15 protein-coding genes and 1 pseudogene are annotated in these 15,581 nt (G+C 66.5%); 5 read left to right on the top strand and 11 right to left on the bottom strand.

Annotation, left to right across the window (positions count from 1 at the left end; genetic code table 11):
• Positions 1-9 precede the first annotated feature (9 nt).
• From CTP10_RS24505 to CTP10_RS24490, 4 genes and pseudogenes are all read left to right on the top strand, one after another.
• Positions 10-1,149, top strand: a complete 1,140-nt coding sequence (locus CTP10_RS24505; RefSeq protein ID WP_116322954.1) for an acyl-CoA dehydrogenase family protein — start codon at positions 10-12, stop codon at positions 1,147-1,149.
• Positions 1,146-2,249: an acyl-CoA dehydrogenase family protein gene (locus CTP10_RS24500; protein ID WP_116322953.1), complete on the top strand. Its 1,104-nt coding sequence runs from the start codon at positions 1,146-1,148 to the stop codon at positions 2,247-2,249. The genes CTP10_RS24505 and CTP10_RS24500 overlap by 4 nt, the downstream gene beginning before the upstream one ends.
• A 27-nt stretch (positions 2,250-2,276) precedes the next feature.
• Positions 2,277-3,047, top strand: coding sequence for an SDR family NAD(P)-dependent oxidoreductase (locus CTP10_RS24495; RefSeq protein ID WP_116322952.1), 771 nt, complete (start codon positions 2,277-2,279; stop codon positions 3,045-3,047).
• A 406-nt stretch (positions 3,048-3,453) separates the two neighbouring features.
• A pseudogene (locus CTP10_RS24490) lies at positions 3,454-3,570 on the top strand (PAAR domain-containing protein); the annotation flags it as partial.
• Between the two features lie 86 nt (positions 3,571-3,656).
• Here CTP10_RS24490 and CTP10_RS24485 read toward each other — a convergent pair.
• The 11 genes from CTP10_RS24485 to CTP10_RS24435 form a co-directional block, all read right to left on the bottom strand.
• Positions 3,657-4,580: a LysR family transcriptional regulator gene (locus CTP10_RS24485; protein ID WP_116322950.1), complete on the bottom strand. Its 924-nt coding sequence runs from the start codon at positions 4,578-4,580 to the stop codon at positions 3,657-3,659.
• 95 nt (positions 4,581-4,675) lie between these two features.
• Positions 4,676-5,821, bottom strand: coding sequence for a CaiB/BaiF CoA transferase family protein (locus tag CTP10_RS24480; protein WP_116322949.1), 1,146 nt, complete (start codon positions 5,819-5,821; stop codon positions 4,676-4,678).
• Positions 5,822-5,862: 41 nt separating this feature from the next.
• Positions 5,863-6,834 (bottom strand): Bug family tripartite tricarboxylate transporter substrate binding protein, encoded by a 972-nt coding sequence (locus tag CTP10_RS24475; protein WP_376790668.1) that lies wholly within the window; start codon positions 6,832-6,834, stop codon positions 5,863-5,865.
• 70 nt (positions 6,835-6,904) lie between these two features.
• Positions 6,905-7,687 carry a crotonase/enoyl-CoA hydratase family protein gene (locus CTP10_RS24470; protein WP_116322948.1) on the bottom strand — a complete coding sequence of 261 codons (783 nt, stop codon included), beginning with the start codon at positions 7,685-7,687 and terminating at the stop codon, positions 6,905-6,907.
• 150 nt (positions 7,688-7,837) lie between these two features.
• A complete protein-coding gene (locus tag CTP10_RS24465) occupies positions 7,838-8,578 on the bottom strand; it encodes an IclR family transcriptional regulator (RefSeq protein ID WP_116322947.1) in 741 nt (246 codons plus the stop codon).
• A 119-nt stretch (positions 8,579-8,697) separates the two neighbouring features.
• Positions 8,698-9,468 (bottom strand): citryl-CoA lyase, encoded by a 771-nt coding sequence (locus CTP10_RS24460; protein WP_116322946.1) that lies wholly within the window; start codon positions 9,466-9,468, stop codon positions 8,698-8,700.
• The gene (locus CTP10_RS24455; RefSeq protein WP_116322945.1) at positions 9,462-11,597 is read right to left on the bottom strand and encodes an acetate--CoA ligase family protein; all 2,136 of its coding nucleotides are present in this window, start codon (positions 11,595-11,597) and stop codon (positions 9,462-9,464) included. The genes CTP10_RS24460 and CTP10_RS24455 overlap by 7 nt, the downstream gene beginning before the upstream one ends.
• Positions 11,594-12,094: a MaoC family dehydratase gene (locus CTP10_RS24450; protein ID WP_116322944.1), complete on the bottom strand. Its 501-nt coding sequence runs from the start codon at positions 12,092-12,094 to the stop codon at positions 11,594-11,596. Before CTP10_RS24450 ends, CTP10_RS24455 begins: the two co-directional genes overlap by 4 nt.
• 29 nt (positions 12,095-12,123) lie before the next feature.
• A complete protein-coding gene (locus tag CTP10_RS24445) occupies positions 12,124-13,287 on the bottom strand; it encodes an acyl-CoA dehydrogenase family protein (protein ID WP_116322943.1) in 1,164 nt (387 codons plus the stop codon).
• Positions 13,280-14,029 carry an SDR family NAD(P)-dependent oxidoreductase gene (locus CTP10_RS24440; RefSeq protein ID WP_116322942.1) on the bottom strand — a complete coding sequence of 250 codons (750 nt, stop codon included), beginning with the start codon at positions 14,027-14,029 and terminating at the stop codon, positions 13,280-13,282. The genes CTP10_RS24445 and CTP10_RS24440 overlap by 8 nt, the downstream gene beginning before the upstream one ends.
• Positions 14,030-14,058: 29 nt before the next feature.
• A complete protein-coding gene (locus tag CTP10_RS24435; RefSeq protein WP_116322941.1) occupies positions 14,059-14,799 on the bottom strand; it encodes an IclR family transcriptional regulator in 741 nt (246 codons plus the stop codon).
• Positions 14,800-15,112: 313 nt separating this feature from the next.
• Between CTP10_RS24435 and CTP10_RS24430 the strand changes: the two genes are divergently transcribed.
• Positions 15,113-15,577: a RidA family protein gene (locus CTP10_RS24430; RefSeq protein ID WP_116322940.1), complete on the top strand. Its 465-nt coding sequence runs from the start codon at positions 15,113-15,115 to the stop codon at positions 15,575-15,577.
• Positions 15,578-15,581: the final 4 nt, after the last annotated feature.

The raw sequence follows: 15,581 nt of genomic DNA, 5'->3' as shown, positions 1-15,581 counted from the left end.
AGGACAACCATGGACCTGCTCTATTCCGGGCAACACAAGGCGTTCCGGCAGGAAATCCGCGACTTTATCGCCACCAACCTGCCCGACGATATGCGCCAGCGGCTGCGCGCCGGCGGCTTTGCCTCCAAGGCCGACACTGAACTCTGGCAGCGCCGGCTGAACGCGCGCGGCTGGGGCGCGCCGGCCTGGCCCAAGGCCTTCGGCGGTGCCGGCTGGGATGCCGCCGAGCAGCAGATCTTCGCCGACGAGTGCGCCTGCGCGCCCGCGCCGCCGCCGCATATCTTCAATATCACCATGCTGGGCCCGGTGCTGGTCCACTTCGGCAGCGACGCGCAGCGCGAATACTTCCTGCCGAAGCTGCTGAACGCCGACATCCAGGTCTGCCAGGGCTTCTCGGAACCGGGCTCCGGATCGGACCTGGCCTCGCTTAAGACCCGAGCCGAGCGCACGGCGGACGGCTACCTGGTCAACGGCCAGAAGATCTGGACCAGCCAGGCGCATTACTCGGACTGGATTTTCTGCCTTGTGCGTACCGACCCGGGCGCGGCCAAGCCGCAAGCAGGCATCTCCTTCATCCTGGTCGACCTGAAGTCGCCGGGGATTACGGTGCGGCCCATCATCAGCATTGACGGACGGCACAGCCTGAACGAAGTCTTCTTCGACAACGTGCTGGTGCCGGCGGCTAACCTGGTGGGCGAGGAGAACAAGGGCTGGGACTACGCCAAGTTCCTGCTCGGCCACGAGCGCGCCTACATTGCCGGCATCGGCCGCAGCAAGGAGCGCGTGGCCTATGCCAGGGACCTGCTTGCGCGGCACCAGGCCGAAGGCCGGCCGGCCGAGATGCTGGCCCCCTGGCGCGGCCGCATTGCCATGATCGAGACCGACCTGCATGCGCTGGAGGTCACGCAATTCCGCATGCATGGCGGCGATGCCGACATGAATCTTTCGCCGATGCTCAAGGCGCGCGGCAGCGAGATCTTCCAGGCCATCACGGACGTGATCTGCGGCATGAGCGGCACCGATGCACTGCGCGCGGATACCGGCACGCTCACCAGGTCTTACCTGTACTCCCGAGCCGTCTCGATCTTCGGCGGCAGCACCGAGGTGCAAAAGAACATTCTTTCGGTCACTGTCCTGGACCTGCGATGAACCTGCAACTGAACGACGTCCAGCAGCAACTGCTGGACAGCCTGTCGCGGCTGCTGGGCCGCGAGTACAACTTTGAGAAGCGCCAGCAGTACGTGGTGCACGACGACGGACACAGCTCGCAGGTATGGGGCGCGCTGGCCGGGCTTGGCGTGCCAGGGGCGGCAATCGCCGAGGAATTCGGCGGCTTCGGCGGCGATGCCGTCGACCAGATGCTGATTTCCCGCGAGCTGGGCCGTGTCCTGTCGCTGGAGCCCTACCACGGCACGGCGGTGATGGCCGGCGCCGCGCTGGCGGCTGCGGGCTCGTCCGCGCAAAAGGCCCGGCTGCTGCCGCGCATCGCCCAGGGCGACGTGACGCTCGCATGGGCGCATGGCGAAGCCATGCCGGGACGCGTGTCCGTGCAGGCCGCGTCCGGGGTCGGCGGCTGGGCGCTGTTCGGCAGCAAGCCCTGCGTCGTGCACGGCGCGGGCAGCAACTACCTGGTCGTCAGCGCGCAGGTGCCGGCAGGCGGGGCAGCGCTGTTCCTGGTGGACGGAAACAGCGTCGGCGTGCAGCGCGAAGGCTACCGGCTGATCGACGGCACGCCGGCCGCCGATGTGAGGCTCGACGGCGTCCAGGCCGAACTGCTGGATGGCGAGGCGGACGGGGCCGCGCTGCGGCGCGTGCTCGACGCCGGCATCAACGCCGCCTGCGCCGAAATGGTCGGGGCCATGCAGGGCGCCTGTGACCTGACGGTGGATTACCTCAAGACGCGCAAGCAGTTCGGCAAGCTGATCGGATCCAACCAGGCCTTGCAGCACCGCGCGGTGGACATGCTGGTGGCGCTGGAGCAGAGCCGCAGCCTGTCGCTCTCGCTGGCCGTGGCGTTAGCGGGCCGCAATGACCTGGCCGCCGGCGCGGACCAGGTGCATGCCGCCAAGGCCTACATCGGCCGTGCCGCACGGCAGGTCACGCAAGAGGCGATCCAGATGCACGGCGGCATCGGCATGACCGAAGAATATGCCGTCGGGCACTACCTGCGCCGCGTGCTCGTGCTGGACCAGCTGCACGGCGACACGCAATACCACATGGGCTGCCTGGAAGGCCGCCAGTACCACTGAACCGTTGAAAACACCGAGGAGAACACTATGTCGGATCTTATGTCCCTGAAAGGCAAAGTCATCATCGTCACCGGCGCCGCGCAGGGCGTCGGCAAGGCCACGGCGGAACTCGCGCTGCAACTGGGCGCCAGGGTCGGGCTGGTCGACATGCAGGGCGAAGCGCTGCAGGAAATCACCGCGCGCTATCCGGGACAGACGGTTGCCTATACCGGCAGCGTGTCCGACGCTGACTTCGTCGCGTCGTCGATGGAGCACGCGTTGTCGCACTTCGGCAAGGTGGACGGTCTGGTCAACTGCGCCGGCATCGTGCGCGCGTCGATGATCGAGAACATGACGCTGCCAACGTGGAACGAGGTCATCGACTGCCACCTGACGGGCTCCTTCCTGTGGCTGCAGGCAGTCGGCGCGCACCTGGTGGAGCGCGCGAAGAAGGGCGAACAGGTCAGCGGTTCCATCGTCAATATCTCGTCCGAGGCAGGCCGCCGCGGCTCGATCGGGCAGATCAACTATTCCAGCGCCAAGGCCGGCATGCTTGGGATGACGATGAGCGCCGCGCGCGAGTGGGGCAAGTACGGCGTGCGTACCAACTCGATCTGCCTGGGCGTGGTGGAAACGCCGATGACGGAGACCATCCGCGGCGACCGCTTCCGCGACGGCATCCTGTCGATGATCCCGATGGGACGCTGGGCGCAGCCTCAGGAGGTGGCGCAGCCGATCTGCTTCCTGCTGTCGGACGCGGCGTCGTACATCCTGGGGCAGCATATCGGGGTGAATGGGGGGTATCACCTGGCGAGCTGAGGTAAGGGCAGCGGACTGCTGACAAAACCAATACTGCCAGGGTTGTCTCTCGCGATCCTTCGCCTGGAGTATTCCCTGCCAGTGGCGCAGCGCATCCATACGCTGGACGAGGCCAACCAGTGGCAGGGGGCGTCGCTGTACCTGCACGAGGCGGGCAGCTTCGTGCCGCTGGCGCGCCACGAGACAGCTATTGCCTTGGATGTGAGAAGGATGAGGCGTTATGTCTTTTGGAAAGTTACGGGCGCTGGTGCGTGTACTACAGCGGGCATGGACAACATACAGAGGAGCAGTCTTTCGACTCGGAGGCAGCCGCTTGCGCTGCTTTCTTGACGCCGCTTCGGAAGATGCTCCGGCTTTGAAACGGCCCTGCTCAGAAACGAACTAGCCTCAGCAAAAGCGAAAACCCATGTCCTCGATTGCTTATGTAGGCGATGCCACAACTCCCGGTGGCGTCATTCTTACTGGTTCGGAAACGATGGTGGTCATGGGACGCCAGGCCGCGCGCAAGGGTGACCTGGTGTCGTGCCCGCTGCCGGGCCACGCACTGACCAGATTCACGGGATTCCCTGTAAACCGCGCCGGACAAGGCCCGCTGGCAGGGTCGCCAGATCAGTCTGCTTCCGGCTCCGTTGTCCCCGGCGCCGCCGGCATGATCTCCCGCGCAATGGCAACGAAATTGCGCGTGGTCGCGTTGACCGTTTCCGGAAGCGTCACTAGCGCGATGCCCAACTCCATCCTGGGCGGCATCCCGGTCAGGCGCACCAGCTTCACGCCATCGCCGGCCTGCCGGGAGGCCGTGGCCGGCACCAGCGCCACGCCCAGCCCGCTTTCCACCAATGCCAGGATGGATGGCACCTGCACCGCTTCCTGGGCGATGGGAGGCTGGATGCCGGCCTCATGGAAGGCCATCATCGTCATCGCATGCATGGCGGGCACGAAGGTCCGCGAATACAAGATGAACGGTGTGGTGCCCAGCTCCGAGATATCCACCACATCACGCGCAGCCAGCGGCGAATCGACGCTGACGGCCAGCACCATCGGATCGGGCTGCAGCAGCAGGACGCTGGCGCCGGACCGTTCCAGGATCGGATAGCGCACCAGGGCTACATCCAGCGAGTGTTCGTCCAATCGCCGCAGCAGCTCTACCGTGGTCGATTCCTCGATCACCAGGTCGACACGCGGATACTGCAGGCGGAACGTGCGGATCAGCCGCGGCATCAGCGAATACACCGCCGAGCCGACGAATCCCACGCGCAGCTTGCCTTGCTCGCCACGCTCGCCTTCACTGGCGGCACGGCGGATTTCGTCGGCGAAGAACAGGGTGTTGCGCATCTGGCGCAGCACGGTTTCGCCCACGGGCGTCAGGCGCAGGCCGGATGGCAGCCGCTCGAACAAGGTCACGCCCAGTTCTTCTTCCAGCTTGCGGATGGCGGTGGACAGGGGCGGCTGCGCCATGTGCAGCCGCTCGGCGGCGCGGTGGAAGTTGAGCGTTTCGCTCAGCACCAGCGCCTGCTTGATCTGACGGAGGTCCATGCGGATAAGGCGGGTCGGGCGCGGCACCAGTGCCGCGCGACCGACTATGCGGCAAGGGGGGGCAATGCGCAATCGGGCATTGCCCCGTGCGCGATTCAGCGGCCGGTGGCGCCCAGCGTGCGTACCTGTTCGATAGTCTCGGGCGGAAGCCAGCCGGCCAGCACCTCGCCATAGCGGCTTGCGTCGGGCGCGCTCGGCGGCACGGGCGGGGCGCTCCGGGTACGGCTGAAACGCGGCGCGGGGCCGGGCTGGGGAATGCCGTCCACCTCGACGAAGGTCTCGCGCGCCTTCAGGTGGGCGTGTTGCGGCGCCTCCTCGAAGTCCAGCACGGGGGCGAAGCAGGCGTCGGTGCCTTCGAGCAACCGGCACCATTCGTCCCGGGTACGGCTGCGGAAGACCTCCGCCAGCCGGTCGCGCGCGGGTTCCCAGGTGTCCGCGTCCAGCTGCTCGCCCAGGCCGGCGGGATCGATGCCGATCCGCGCCAGCAGGTCGCGGTAGAAGCGCGCCTCGATCGGTCCCACCGAGATCCAGCGGCCGTCCTGGCACTGGTAGACGTTGTAGTAGTGGGCGCCGGAGTCGAGCACATTGGTGCCGCGTTCCTGCCGCCACTGGCCGGCCGCCGTCATGCCGTAAAAGACAGTGCCGAGTGCCGCGGCGCCGTCGACAATGGCGGCATCCACCACCTGTCCCTGTCCGGACTTTCCGGCTTCGATCAGCGCCGCCAGCACGCCCGTGACCAGGAACATGGCGCCACCGGCAAAGTCGCCCAGGTAGGCCGGCGGAATGGCGGGTGCCTGGCCGCGTGCGCCGATGGCGTTCAGCGCGCCGGTCAGCGAGATGTAGTTGATATCGTGGCCGGCGGTGTGGGCCAGCGGGCCGGTCTGGCCCCATCCGGTGACCCGGCCGTAGACCAGGCGCGGGTTGCGCGCCATGCAGTCCTGCGGCCCCAGGCCCATGCGCTCGGTGACACCCGGCCGGAAGCCTTCGATCAGCGCGTCGGCCTGTTCCACGAGGTCCAGCACGATGGCCACGGCCCGGGGATCTTTCAGGTCTAGCGCGATCGACTTGCGGTTGCGCAGCATCAGGTCGAAACGACGTTCGCGCCTGACGCCCAGGTCGGCTTCGCCGGGGCGCTCGATACGCAGTACCTCGGCGCCCATGTCGGCGAGCACCATGCCCGCCATGGGGCCGGGGCCGATGCCGGCCAGTTCAATGATCTTCATGCCTGCGAGGGGGCCCATCGTTCTCCTCTTGCGGTCGGTTGGATCTGGTTTGCGGGGCGTTATTCCACGGGAATGCCGGCAGTCTTGACGATGTCGCGCGTGCGCTGGATCTCTGCCAGCTGGAACTGCCTGAGCTGCTGCGGACCGCCGGAGAACACGCTGCCGCCCAGGTTCTCGATGAATTTCACGCTGTCGCGCTGCTGCATGGTCTCGCGCACCGCGTCCGACAGGGACTTGACGATTTTCTCCGGAACCCTGGCCGGTGCGAACACGCCGGTCCAGGCAAACACCTCGAAGCCGGGCGCGCCGCTTTCGGCAACGGTGGGTACCTGCGGCAGTTCCTTCAGTCGCTGTGTGTCGGTGACGGCCAGTGCTCGCAGGCGGCCCGCGCGGATCAGGGGCAGCACTGAACTGATCTCGCCGATCGAGTAGTCGACGTTGCCTGCGGCCACGTCCGTCATCGCCGGCGCCGTGCCCTTATAGGCGATCGGGTTGCCCTTGATGCGGAAGCGTTCATGGAAGAGTTCCACAGCCACCTGGTAGCCTGCGCTGCCGCTGGCATAGTTGAGCTTGCCGGGCGCCTTGCGGGCGGCCTCCACGAGGTTGTCGAGGGTCTTGTAGGGCGAACTGGCCGGCACTACCACCACCATGGCAAAGCGTGCGATCCGTTCCACCGGCACGAAATCCTTGACCGGGTCATAGGGCATGTTGCGGAACACCGCCACGTTGGTCACCATCGACGAATTGCTGCCGACGAAGAGGGTGTAGCCGTCCGGGGCTGCCTCGGCCACCGCGCGCGCGCCGATGAAGCTGTTGGCGCCGGGGCGGTTTTCCACCACGAAAGGCTGCTTGAATTTTTCGCCCAGGTGCTGGGCGATGAAGCGTGCCGTGGTGTCGGCGCCGCTGCCCGGCGGCAGCGAGACGATGACCTTGACCGGCCGGTTCGGGAAGTCGGACTGCGCCGTGGCCGGCATCGCGCTCAGCGCCAGCGATGCCGCGACCAGGCCATGCATGAAATGGTGGAATGCCATGTTGTCTCCTTGCTGTATTTTTTTGTCCGCCCGCGCACTTCGGCGCGGGCGGCGTACCGCCATCACGCCCTCAGACGCGGCGCTCGAGGAAGGCGTCCAGCGCGGCGTCGTGTTCGGGCGTGTTGTGTGCCAGCGCCTGGAAGCCCGCTGACATCTCCATGATGGTGTCCAGCCGCGCATGGACCGACTCGCGCAGCAGGCGCTTGGTCATGCGCAGCGCATGGCCGGAGTTGCGCGCGATACGCCGGGCCAGTTCCATGGCGGTGGGCAGCAGCGCATCGGCGGCGACCACCTGCGACACCAGGCCCCATGCCAGCGCCTGGCGCGCATCGATGGTGTCGCCGGTATAGGCCAGTTCGCAGGCGCGCGACATGCCCACCGCCTGGGGCAGCAGCCATGCGCCGCCGTCGCCCGGGATCAGCCCGAGCTTGACGAAGGTGGCGGCGAACTTTGCATGTTCGGAGGCGATGCGGATGTCGCAGGTGCAGGCAAGGTCATTGCCGGCGCCCAGCGCGGGGCCGTTGACCGCGGCGATGACCGGCACTTCAAGGTTGCACATGGCCAGCGGCACGCGCTGGATGCCGTCGCGATAGCCATAGCGGCTCAGCACGGGGTGGGCCAGGCCGCTGCCGAGCTTGTCGCGCAGCGTCTTCAGGTTGCCGCCGGAAGAGAAGGCCGACCCGGCGCCGGTCAGGATGACGGCGCGCACCGTCAGGTCCCGGTTGATGGTCTCGCACATCTGCACCAGGGCTTCGATGGCGTCGTCGTCCGAGATCGCATTGCGTGTCTCGGGGCGGTTCATGGTGACGATGGCGACAGCGCCATCGCGCCGGATATCCAGGAAGCTGCTCATGTCCAGGTCGATTTAAAGGGTGGAAGGACCGGCGCGGAAACGTGCACGGCGATTTCCAATCGATGCTAAGGACAGAGCGGCGCTGTGAAAAATACTTTCGGTATGTCGCGTAATACATCGCTTGTATCGCGCCTGGCACCCGGCGCGCGGCTATGCCTTCTCCATCAGTGCATCGCGGACTTCAATCAATGCGGCGAGGTAGGCGTCATGGTTCCTCTTCATGCGATCCGCCGGGCCAGCGAGGGAGATGCCCGCGGGTTGTCCGCCGAGCAGGCCGGTCACCGCCAGGCCATAGACGCCCTCGCTGCCTTCTTCGCGCGCCTCGTGCCAGCCGCGCTTGTGGCCGCGGGCAATCTGCGCCATCAGCGTGTCGACGTCGACAATGGTGTGCTCCGTGATCTGGCGCAGCTGGCTACGGCCCAGCGCAGCGCGCGCCTCCTCGGGCGGCAGCAGGCTCAGCAGGCCCTTGCCCAGCGCCGAGGCGTGCAGCGCGGCGCGCGAGCCGACTTCAATGATGTAGCGCAGCGGCTGGCGGCTGGACTGGGCGGCAACGACCTTGACCGCGGCGGTATCCAGTACGCCGAAAAAGACGCTTTCGTTGGTCTTCTCGCCGACCTGTTCCACGGCTTCCTGCGCGACGGTGCTGAGCGGGTCGTTCTCCGCGATCTGGCGCGCGACCTCGAACAGGCGCCCGGTGGGATAGAAGCGCCGGCTGCGGGTGGTGCGCACCAGGTAGCCGAGCGACTGGAGCGTGTGCAGCAGGTCGGAGGTGCTGCTCTCCGGCAGCGACAGCAGGCGCGCCATGTCGGAGTTGGACAGCTCGCGCCGCTCGCGGGCGAAGACTTCGAAGACGGCCATGGCGCGGCCGGCAGCGGGGATCAGGGTAGGCATGGGTTGGCAGTTGGGGATTCGGTCAACGACAGTACTATACGAAATTTCGTAGTCTGCCGGAAGCCGGCCCCGCCATCACGCCACGCCCACGCGATATCCCGCCGCCTGGGTCGCGCCTGTCAGGGCAGCACGTTGCGCGGGTCGTCCTTCAGGACCAGCTGCCATGCCTCGCGCGCCATTGGTTGCTGTTTCTCTTCCAGCACATGGGCCAGCAGGCCGGCCGAGCGGCCTACCAGCGCCAGGCCGCGCGCAATCAGCGGGTCCAGCCCCATCGCCGCGACGATCGCGCCGATGGCGCCCACCACGTTCATCGGCAGCTTGCGGTGCTGCTCCTTCACCAGCACCTCGACGATGGCGTCCATCAGCCGCCAGTGCAGGCCGTAGTAGCCGTGCTCGCGCGACAGCGCGCGCAGCGCCGGCACGCGCGGGTCGCCGTCGACGTGGATGGGGTGGCCCACGCCGAAGATCTGCTGGCGGCGCTCCTTGTAGCGGCGGATCAGCGCGCGGACTACATCCAGGATTTGTTCGTCCGTGGCGCCGTCGGCCAGATCGGCGGCGCCTTCGTTGAGCATTTCCGCCGCGTTCTGCATGGGCCCGAGGAATACGCTGCCCGCGCCCAGCAGCCCGGTGGCCACGGCGCCCTGCAACGCTTCCGGCGCGCCGATGTAGGTGAGGCGCGCCGACAGCGAGCTGGGCGTGATGCCATGGTCGGCCGTGGTCACCAGCAGCGCATTGACCATGACTTTCTCGCGCGGGGCCGGCAGGCGCGACAGCGTGGTGAAGAAGATCATGTCGACAAAGTCGAACTTGCCGATGATCTCGGTCGAGAGGTTCAGGCCACGCACCATGATGGTGTCGGTGGTGGTGTAGCCGATGTCAGTCTTTACCATGCCGAAGGCTCCGTGCCTTGATACGAGAGAACCGCGTCGAGCGCGATCACTCCCTCGCCTTGCGGACGTACCGCGAGCGGGTTGATTTCCAGTTCTTCGATGCTGTCCGCGTGCCTGGCGACAAGATCCGAGAGCTTCACCAGCATGTCGGCCAGCGCATCGATGTCGAAGGCCGGCTGGCCGCGATAGCCCTTGAGCAACTCGTAGCAGCGCGTTTCCGTGACCATTTCGCGCGCGGCTGCCGGGGTCAGCGGCAGCAGGCGCCGGCTGACATCCTTGAACAGCTCGATGCTGACGCCGCCGAGGCCGAAGGTGCAGACGTGGCCGAACACCGGATCGCGATGGATGCCGACCACCGCTTCGACAAACGGCGCGGGCAGCATCGGTTCCACCAGCACGCCCTCGATCCGCGACGGATCGCAGGCTTTGGCGCCGTTGGCATGGATTTCCTCGTACGCTGCCATGGCGTCGCCGCCGGAGGCGATGCCCAGCCGCACGCCGCCGATGTCGGTCTTGTGAGTGATCGCGGCGCTGACGATCTTCATCACCGCCTTGCCATTGCCGGCATTGCGGAAGGCCAGCGCGGCGTCGGCGGGTGAGCGCGCCACCACGCCTCGCGGTGTCGGAATGCCGGCTTTCTCAAGCAGCGCCTTGGTCCTTGCTTCAGACAGGTTGGCAGTGGCCTCGGTGCCTGCCACGTTGGCCAGTGGCTGCCATTCGCGTTCGAAGCCGGATTTCCAGCGCCCGTACTCGATGAAACGCTGGATGGCAAGCACGGCGTTGCCCACAGCACGCATCGGCATCAGTCCGCCGTCGATCATCTTGCGATGGCCTTCGCCGGTGCGGTCGCTCATCCAGACCGGCACGATCGGCGTGCCGGTCTCTTCCGACTGCACGCGCACCATGCTGTCGGCCAGCATGGCCGTGGTCTTGCCGTATTCCACCGGGATCGGCACCAGCACCAGGTCGGTGTTGGGGTCGGCGGCGGTGGCCTTCAGGGTGGCATAGCTGACTTCGGTATTGACCAGCACCTCGGCGGTCACGTCCACCGGATTGCTGAATGCCGCAAAGCCGGGCAGGGCGTTACGCAGCGCCTCGATCGTCGCGGGCGCGAATTCGGACAGCTTCAGTCCCGCCAGGCCGACCATATCGGAGGCCAGCGCCGCGGTGCCGCCGGAGAAGCTGTAGACAGCCAGCTGCTCCTTGCCGGTGGGCTTGCGCCGCGCCAGCAGCGAGGCTACGTCGATCAGCTCGTCGATGTCATCCACCTCGATGATGCCGAGCTGGCTGAACACCGCGCTGTTGATCTCCGCCGAGCCGGCGATCGCCGCGGTGTGCGACTGCGCCGCCTTGGCGCCATATTCCGACTTGCCGACCTTGATGGCGACGATGGGCTTGCCGCGCCGCGCCGCATGCAGTGCGGCGGCCATGAAGCGCGGGCCGTTGCGCACGCCTTCCAGCGTGGTCACGATCACCTCGATGTCCGGCGCGTCGGCCATGTAGTGGATATAGTCGCTGACCTCCAGGTCTACTTCATTGCCGCCGGAGCACCACAGCCCCACGCCCACGCCGCGGTCCATCGCCTGGATGAACGAGCGGCCCAGGCCGCCGCCCTGCGTGGCCACGCCGATCGGGCCGGCGCGGCGGTCGATGCGCCAGGCCGGCGAGAAGGTCAGGCCCAGCCGAGCATTCATGTTGTTCAGGCCCGGGCAGTTCGGGCCGTAGATGCGCATGCCGGTGCTGGCCACGATCTCGCGCATCCCGGCTTCCACCGCGCGGCCGTCCTCGCCGGTTTCGCCGAAACCGGAGGTGAAGACGATGGCGAACCTGATGCCGCGATTGCCACAGTCGCGCAGCGTCTGGAGGACCATGTCGGCGCGCACGGCCAGGATGGCGAGGTCCGGCGCTTCCTTCAGGTCATTGACCGAGGCCACGCACGGCCTGCCGTGGATCTCCGCGCGGCCGGGATTGACCAGGTAGAGGTCGCCCTTGAACTCGGAGAAGGTGGTCAGGTTTTCCAGCGTACGGCCACCGATGCTGTCCGGCTTCTCGGAGGCGCCGACCAGCACGATGGAGCGCGGGTTCACCAGCCGCGACAGGTCGCTGAACCAGGTCGGATGGCTGCTCATTGCGCCTCTCCCTGCGGGCGGCGCTTGAACAGGCAGGTGGCTGCCATCTCGGCCACCACTTCGCCGCGCTGGTTGATGCCCTTGCGCAGGAAGGCAATGATGCCGCGGTCCGGTCGGCTGGTGGCCTTCTGCTCAACCACTTCGATTTCCACGCGGATGGTGTCGCCGATAAACGTGGGCTTGGGGAACTTGAGCCGGTTCTCCAGCACGCTGAACAGCGAGCCTTCGAAGAACTGGTTGGGGATCGAGCGCGAAGTCAGGCCGGCCATGAAGGCGGCCACCAGCATGCCGTGGGCAATGCGCTGGCCGAAGATCGTGCCCTTGGCGTACTCGGCATCGACGTGCACCTTGTTGAAGTCGCCGGTCAGTGCCGCGAACGCGGCCACGTCGGCTTCAGTGATGGTGCGCGACGAGGTGCTGTACGTCATGCCCGGCACCAGGTCTTCCCAGTAGAGCGTGGTGTTGGCGATTTGTTCGAGGATGGCGGGTTGGGTCATGTCTAGTGTCTCCGTATTGTCTGTGAGCATCAGGTCAGTGCGCTGATGCCCAGGATTTCCCGGCCGATGATGAGCGTCTGGATCTCGGTGGTGCCCTCGGGGATCATCCCGCCGCGCGTGTCGCGGAAGATGCGCTCGATCGGGTAGCCGGTGGCGTAGCCCATGCCGCCGTGCACCTGCAGCGCGAGGTTGGACACCTCGAACGCGGCTTCGGTGGCGTACAGCTTGGCGATCGAGCATTCCGTGCGCGACGTGCCGTTCTGCATCGACCGTGCCGCGCGGTAACCCAGTGCGCGTGCGGCCTGCGTGCGCATGGTCATGTCGACGATGTGCTTCTGCACCAGCTGGAACGAACCGATGGGGCGGCCGAACTGCTTGCGCTGCAGCGCGTAGTCCACCGACAGGTCCAGCGCGCATTGCGCCGCGCCCACCGCCCCCATGGCAACGTTCAGGCGGCCGAAGTTCAGTCCGATCAGGATCTGGCGCAGGCCCTGGCCTTCCTTGCCCAGCAGGTTGGCGGCCGGGACCTCGGCGTTCTCGAAGGTGAAGGCCGCGGTGCCGGTGCTGCGGGTGAACATGGTTTCCACCGGCGTGGCGCTGTACGGGGTCACGTCGCGCTCCACCAGGAACAGCGACAGCTCGCCGTTGCAGGTCTCGCTGAAGGTGCGCGCCACCACGATGCCGAAGTCGGCGAACATGCCGTTGGTGATCCACAGCTTGCTGCCGTTGAGCACGTAGCGGTCGCCGCGCTTGTCGGCGCGGGTCTTGATCTCGGCCACGTTGGAGCCCACGTCCGGCTCGGAGATCGACACGAAGGTCTTGCGCTCGTTGCGCAGCAGCGGACGCATGAAGCGATCCTTCTGCTGCTCGGTGCCATAGGCATTGATGATGCCCGAGACGATATTCAGCCCGTTGAGCAGGATGCGCAGCGACAACCAGCAATAGCCTGCCTCTTCCATCATCACCGCCCAGGTCAGGTAGTCCAGGCCCAGCCCGCCGTCGGCTTCAGGCAGGTGGCCGCCGAAGTAGCCAAAGTCGGCGAGGCCTGTCAGCAGCTCGTGCGGGAACTGCTTGTCCTGCTCGGCCTGGTCGATGCGCGGGGCGATGTTTTCCTTCAGGTAGCGACGAATGTTGTCGCGCAGCAGTTGCTGGCTGGCATCCAGGCCATCGACGTCGACATTGGGATCAACCATAGCGGCCTCCGGTGACGAACAGGGTGGTGCCCGTGATGTAGCGGGCATGTTCGGACGCCATGAAGGCCACGGCGCCGGCGATATCGCTGGTTTCGCCGGGGAACGTCACGGCGTTCCTGGCCATCACGTTGGCCAGGATGGTGTCGTAGTTGGGCAGGCTCTTGATGTACTCGGTCTCGATATAGCCGGGCGCGATGGCATTGACCGTCACGCCCTTGCGCGCCTGCTCCAGCGACAGCGCGCGGGTAAAGCCGACGATGCCGGCCTTGGCGGTGGAGTAGTTGGCCTGGCCGGGGTTGCCGAACAGCGCGCGCGAGCTGATATTGATGATCCGGCCCCAGCCTTTCTCGTGCATGAAGGGCAGCGCGGCGCGGCAGGTGTGGAAGGCGCCCTTGAGCGTCACGTCCAGCACCAGGTCCCAGTCGGACTCGTCCATCTTGAGGATGGTGCGGTCCTTGACCAGGCCGGCGTTGTTGACCAGCACGTCGATGCTGCCGAACGCTTCCTTGCCGGCGCCGACCATGTTTCGCACCTGGTCTTCCATGCGCACATCGCACTGCACGGCGATTGCCTTGCCGCCGTCGCGCCCGATGCCGCTGGCGGTTTCGCGCGCGGCGTCGAGGTCCAGGTCGGTGATGACCACGGCCATGCCTTCTTGTGCCAGCATGCGGGCGGTTTCCGCGCCGATGCCGCGGGCCGAGCCGGTGACGACCGCCACGCGGCCATTCAGTCCAAGATCCATTTCTCCTCCTTCGTTGGAATTGCGCAGGTTCAGTGGTCGGCCAACAGTGCGTCGCGCACTTCGCGCAGGGCCGCAAGATAGAAGTCGCGTTGCCGTTCGATGCGCTCCGTTGGGCCGGCCACGGAGATGGCTACCGGCCGCTCGCCCAGGCGCGCCGAGACCGCAAGCGCCGTTACACCGGCCGTGCCTTCATCGATGGCTTCGTACCAGCCTTGTTCTCGGCACCGGGCAAGCTGCGTCATCAGCTGGTCCAGCGCCACCACCGTGTTCGGTGTGACCGCCGTCCGCTTGATGGTGTCCAGCCGCGACCGGGCCTCGTCCTCCGGCAGCAGGCCCAGCATGGCCTTGCCCAGGGCAGAGGCATGCAGCGCGACGCGCTCGCCGACGTCGAGGATGTAGCGCAGTGGCTGGCGGCTCTGCGCCACCGCGGCGACGCGCACGGCCTGTGGCTCCAGCAAGCCGAAGAAGGCGCTTTCGTTGGTGGCCTCGGCGAGGCGGCGCACGGCTTCCCGCGCAATCCGGCTCAGCGGGTCGTTTTCGGCGATCTGCCGCGCAGTCTCGAGCAGGCGGCCAGTGGGATAGAACCGCCGCGTGCGCGTGGTGCGCATCAGGTAGCCAAGCGATTGCAGGGTATGCAGCAGGTCGGAGCAGCTGCTGTCGGCGACTGCCAGCAGTTTCGCGATCTCGGAGTTGGACAGGTCGCGCTGTTCGCGGGCGAAGACCTCGAACACGGCCATGGCGCGGCTCGCGGCGGGTATATTGACAGGCACTTTTATCTCCGAGATGTCGTAATAAATTACGATATATGGAAATAATGTACGTGCCGTCGGAGGGCCGTGCAAGCGATATTTCGAGGGGGTGGAGATAAGTACGACGGGTTGTATTAAGCGCGCTTAAGCGAGGGATTTGTTCCCCGCCGTTTCTTTTCCTGTTCCTGCCGGTGCCTGTATTCACGCGCTTGGCGCACCTAAAGTGGCCACGACAGGCCGGCGGCGGCGGTCAAACTGTGCCGTCCCGCCGGCTCGGCCAACGCGCACGGCGCACCCGCCCGTTGCGAGCACACCTGATCCGATTGGAGCAAGAATGTCCGTACATGAACGACTCGCAGCGCGCGGCCTGGCGCTGCCGCAGCCCCCGCAGCCGCTGGGGAGCTATACCGCCGTCAGCCAGGCCGCAGACCTGCTGTTTATCTCCGGGCAGTTGCCATTGCAGGATGGCAAGGTGGTCTGGCAAGGCCAGCTCGGCAAGGACCTGACAGTGGAGCAGGGCAAGCGCGCCGCCGAACTGGCGGCGCTCAATGTGCTGGCGCAGATCGACGCCTATCTGGGCGGCTTCGAGCGGCTGGACCACATTGTCCGCGTCGACGGCCATATTGCCGGTGCGCCGGGCTGGTTCGACCAGCCGGCGGTCCTCGACGGCGCTTCCGACCTGTTCCGTGATGTGCTGGGGGACAAGGCCGGCCATGCGCGGACCATTTCGTCGCACTTCCAGCAGCCCGCCAATGCGGCCGTGATCCTCGTGGTCATTGCGCAGGTCAGGCCTGCCTGAGTCC

The organism is Cupriavidus sp. P-10 (assembly GCF_003402535.2).
Lineage (GTDB): Bacteria > Pseudomonadota > Gammaproteobacteria > Burkholderiales > Burkholderiaceae > Cupriavidus.
Note: the sequence above shows the minus strand (reverse complement) of the source record. Positions and strands in the feature narration are given on the sequence as shown.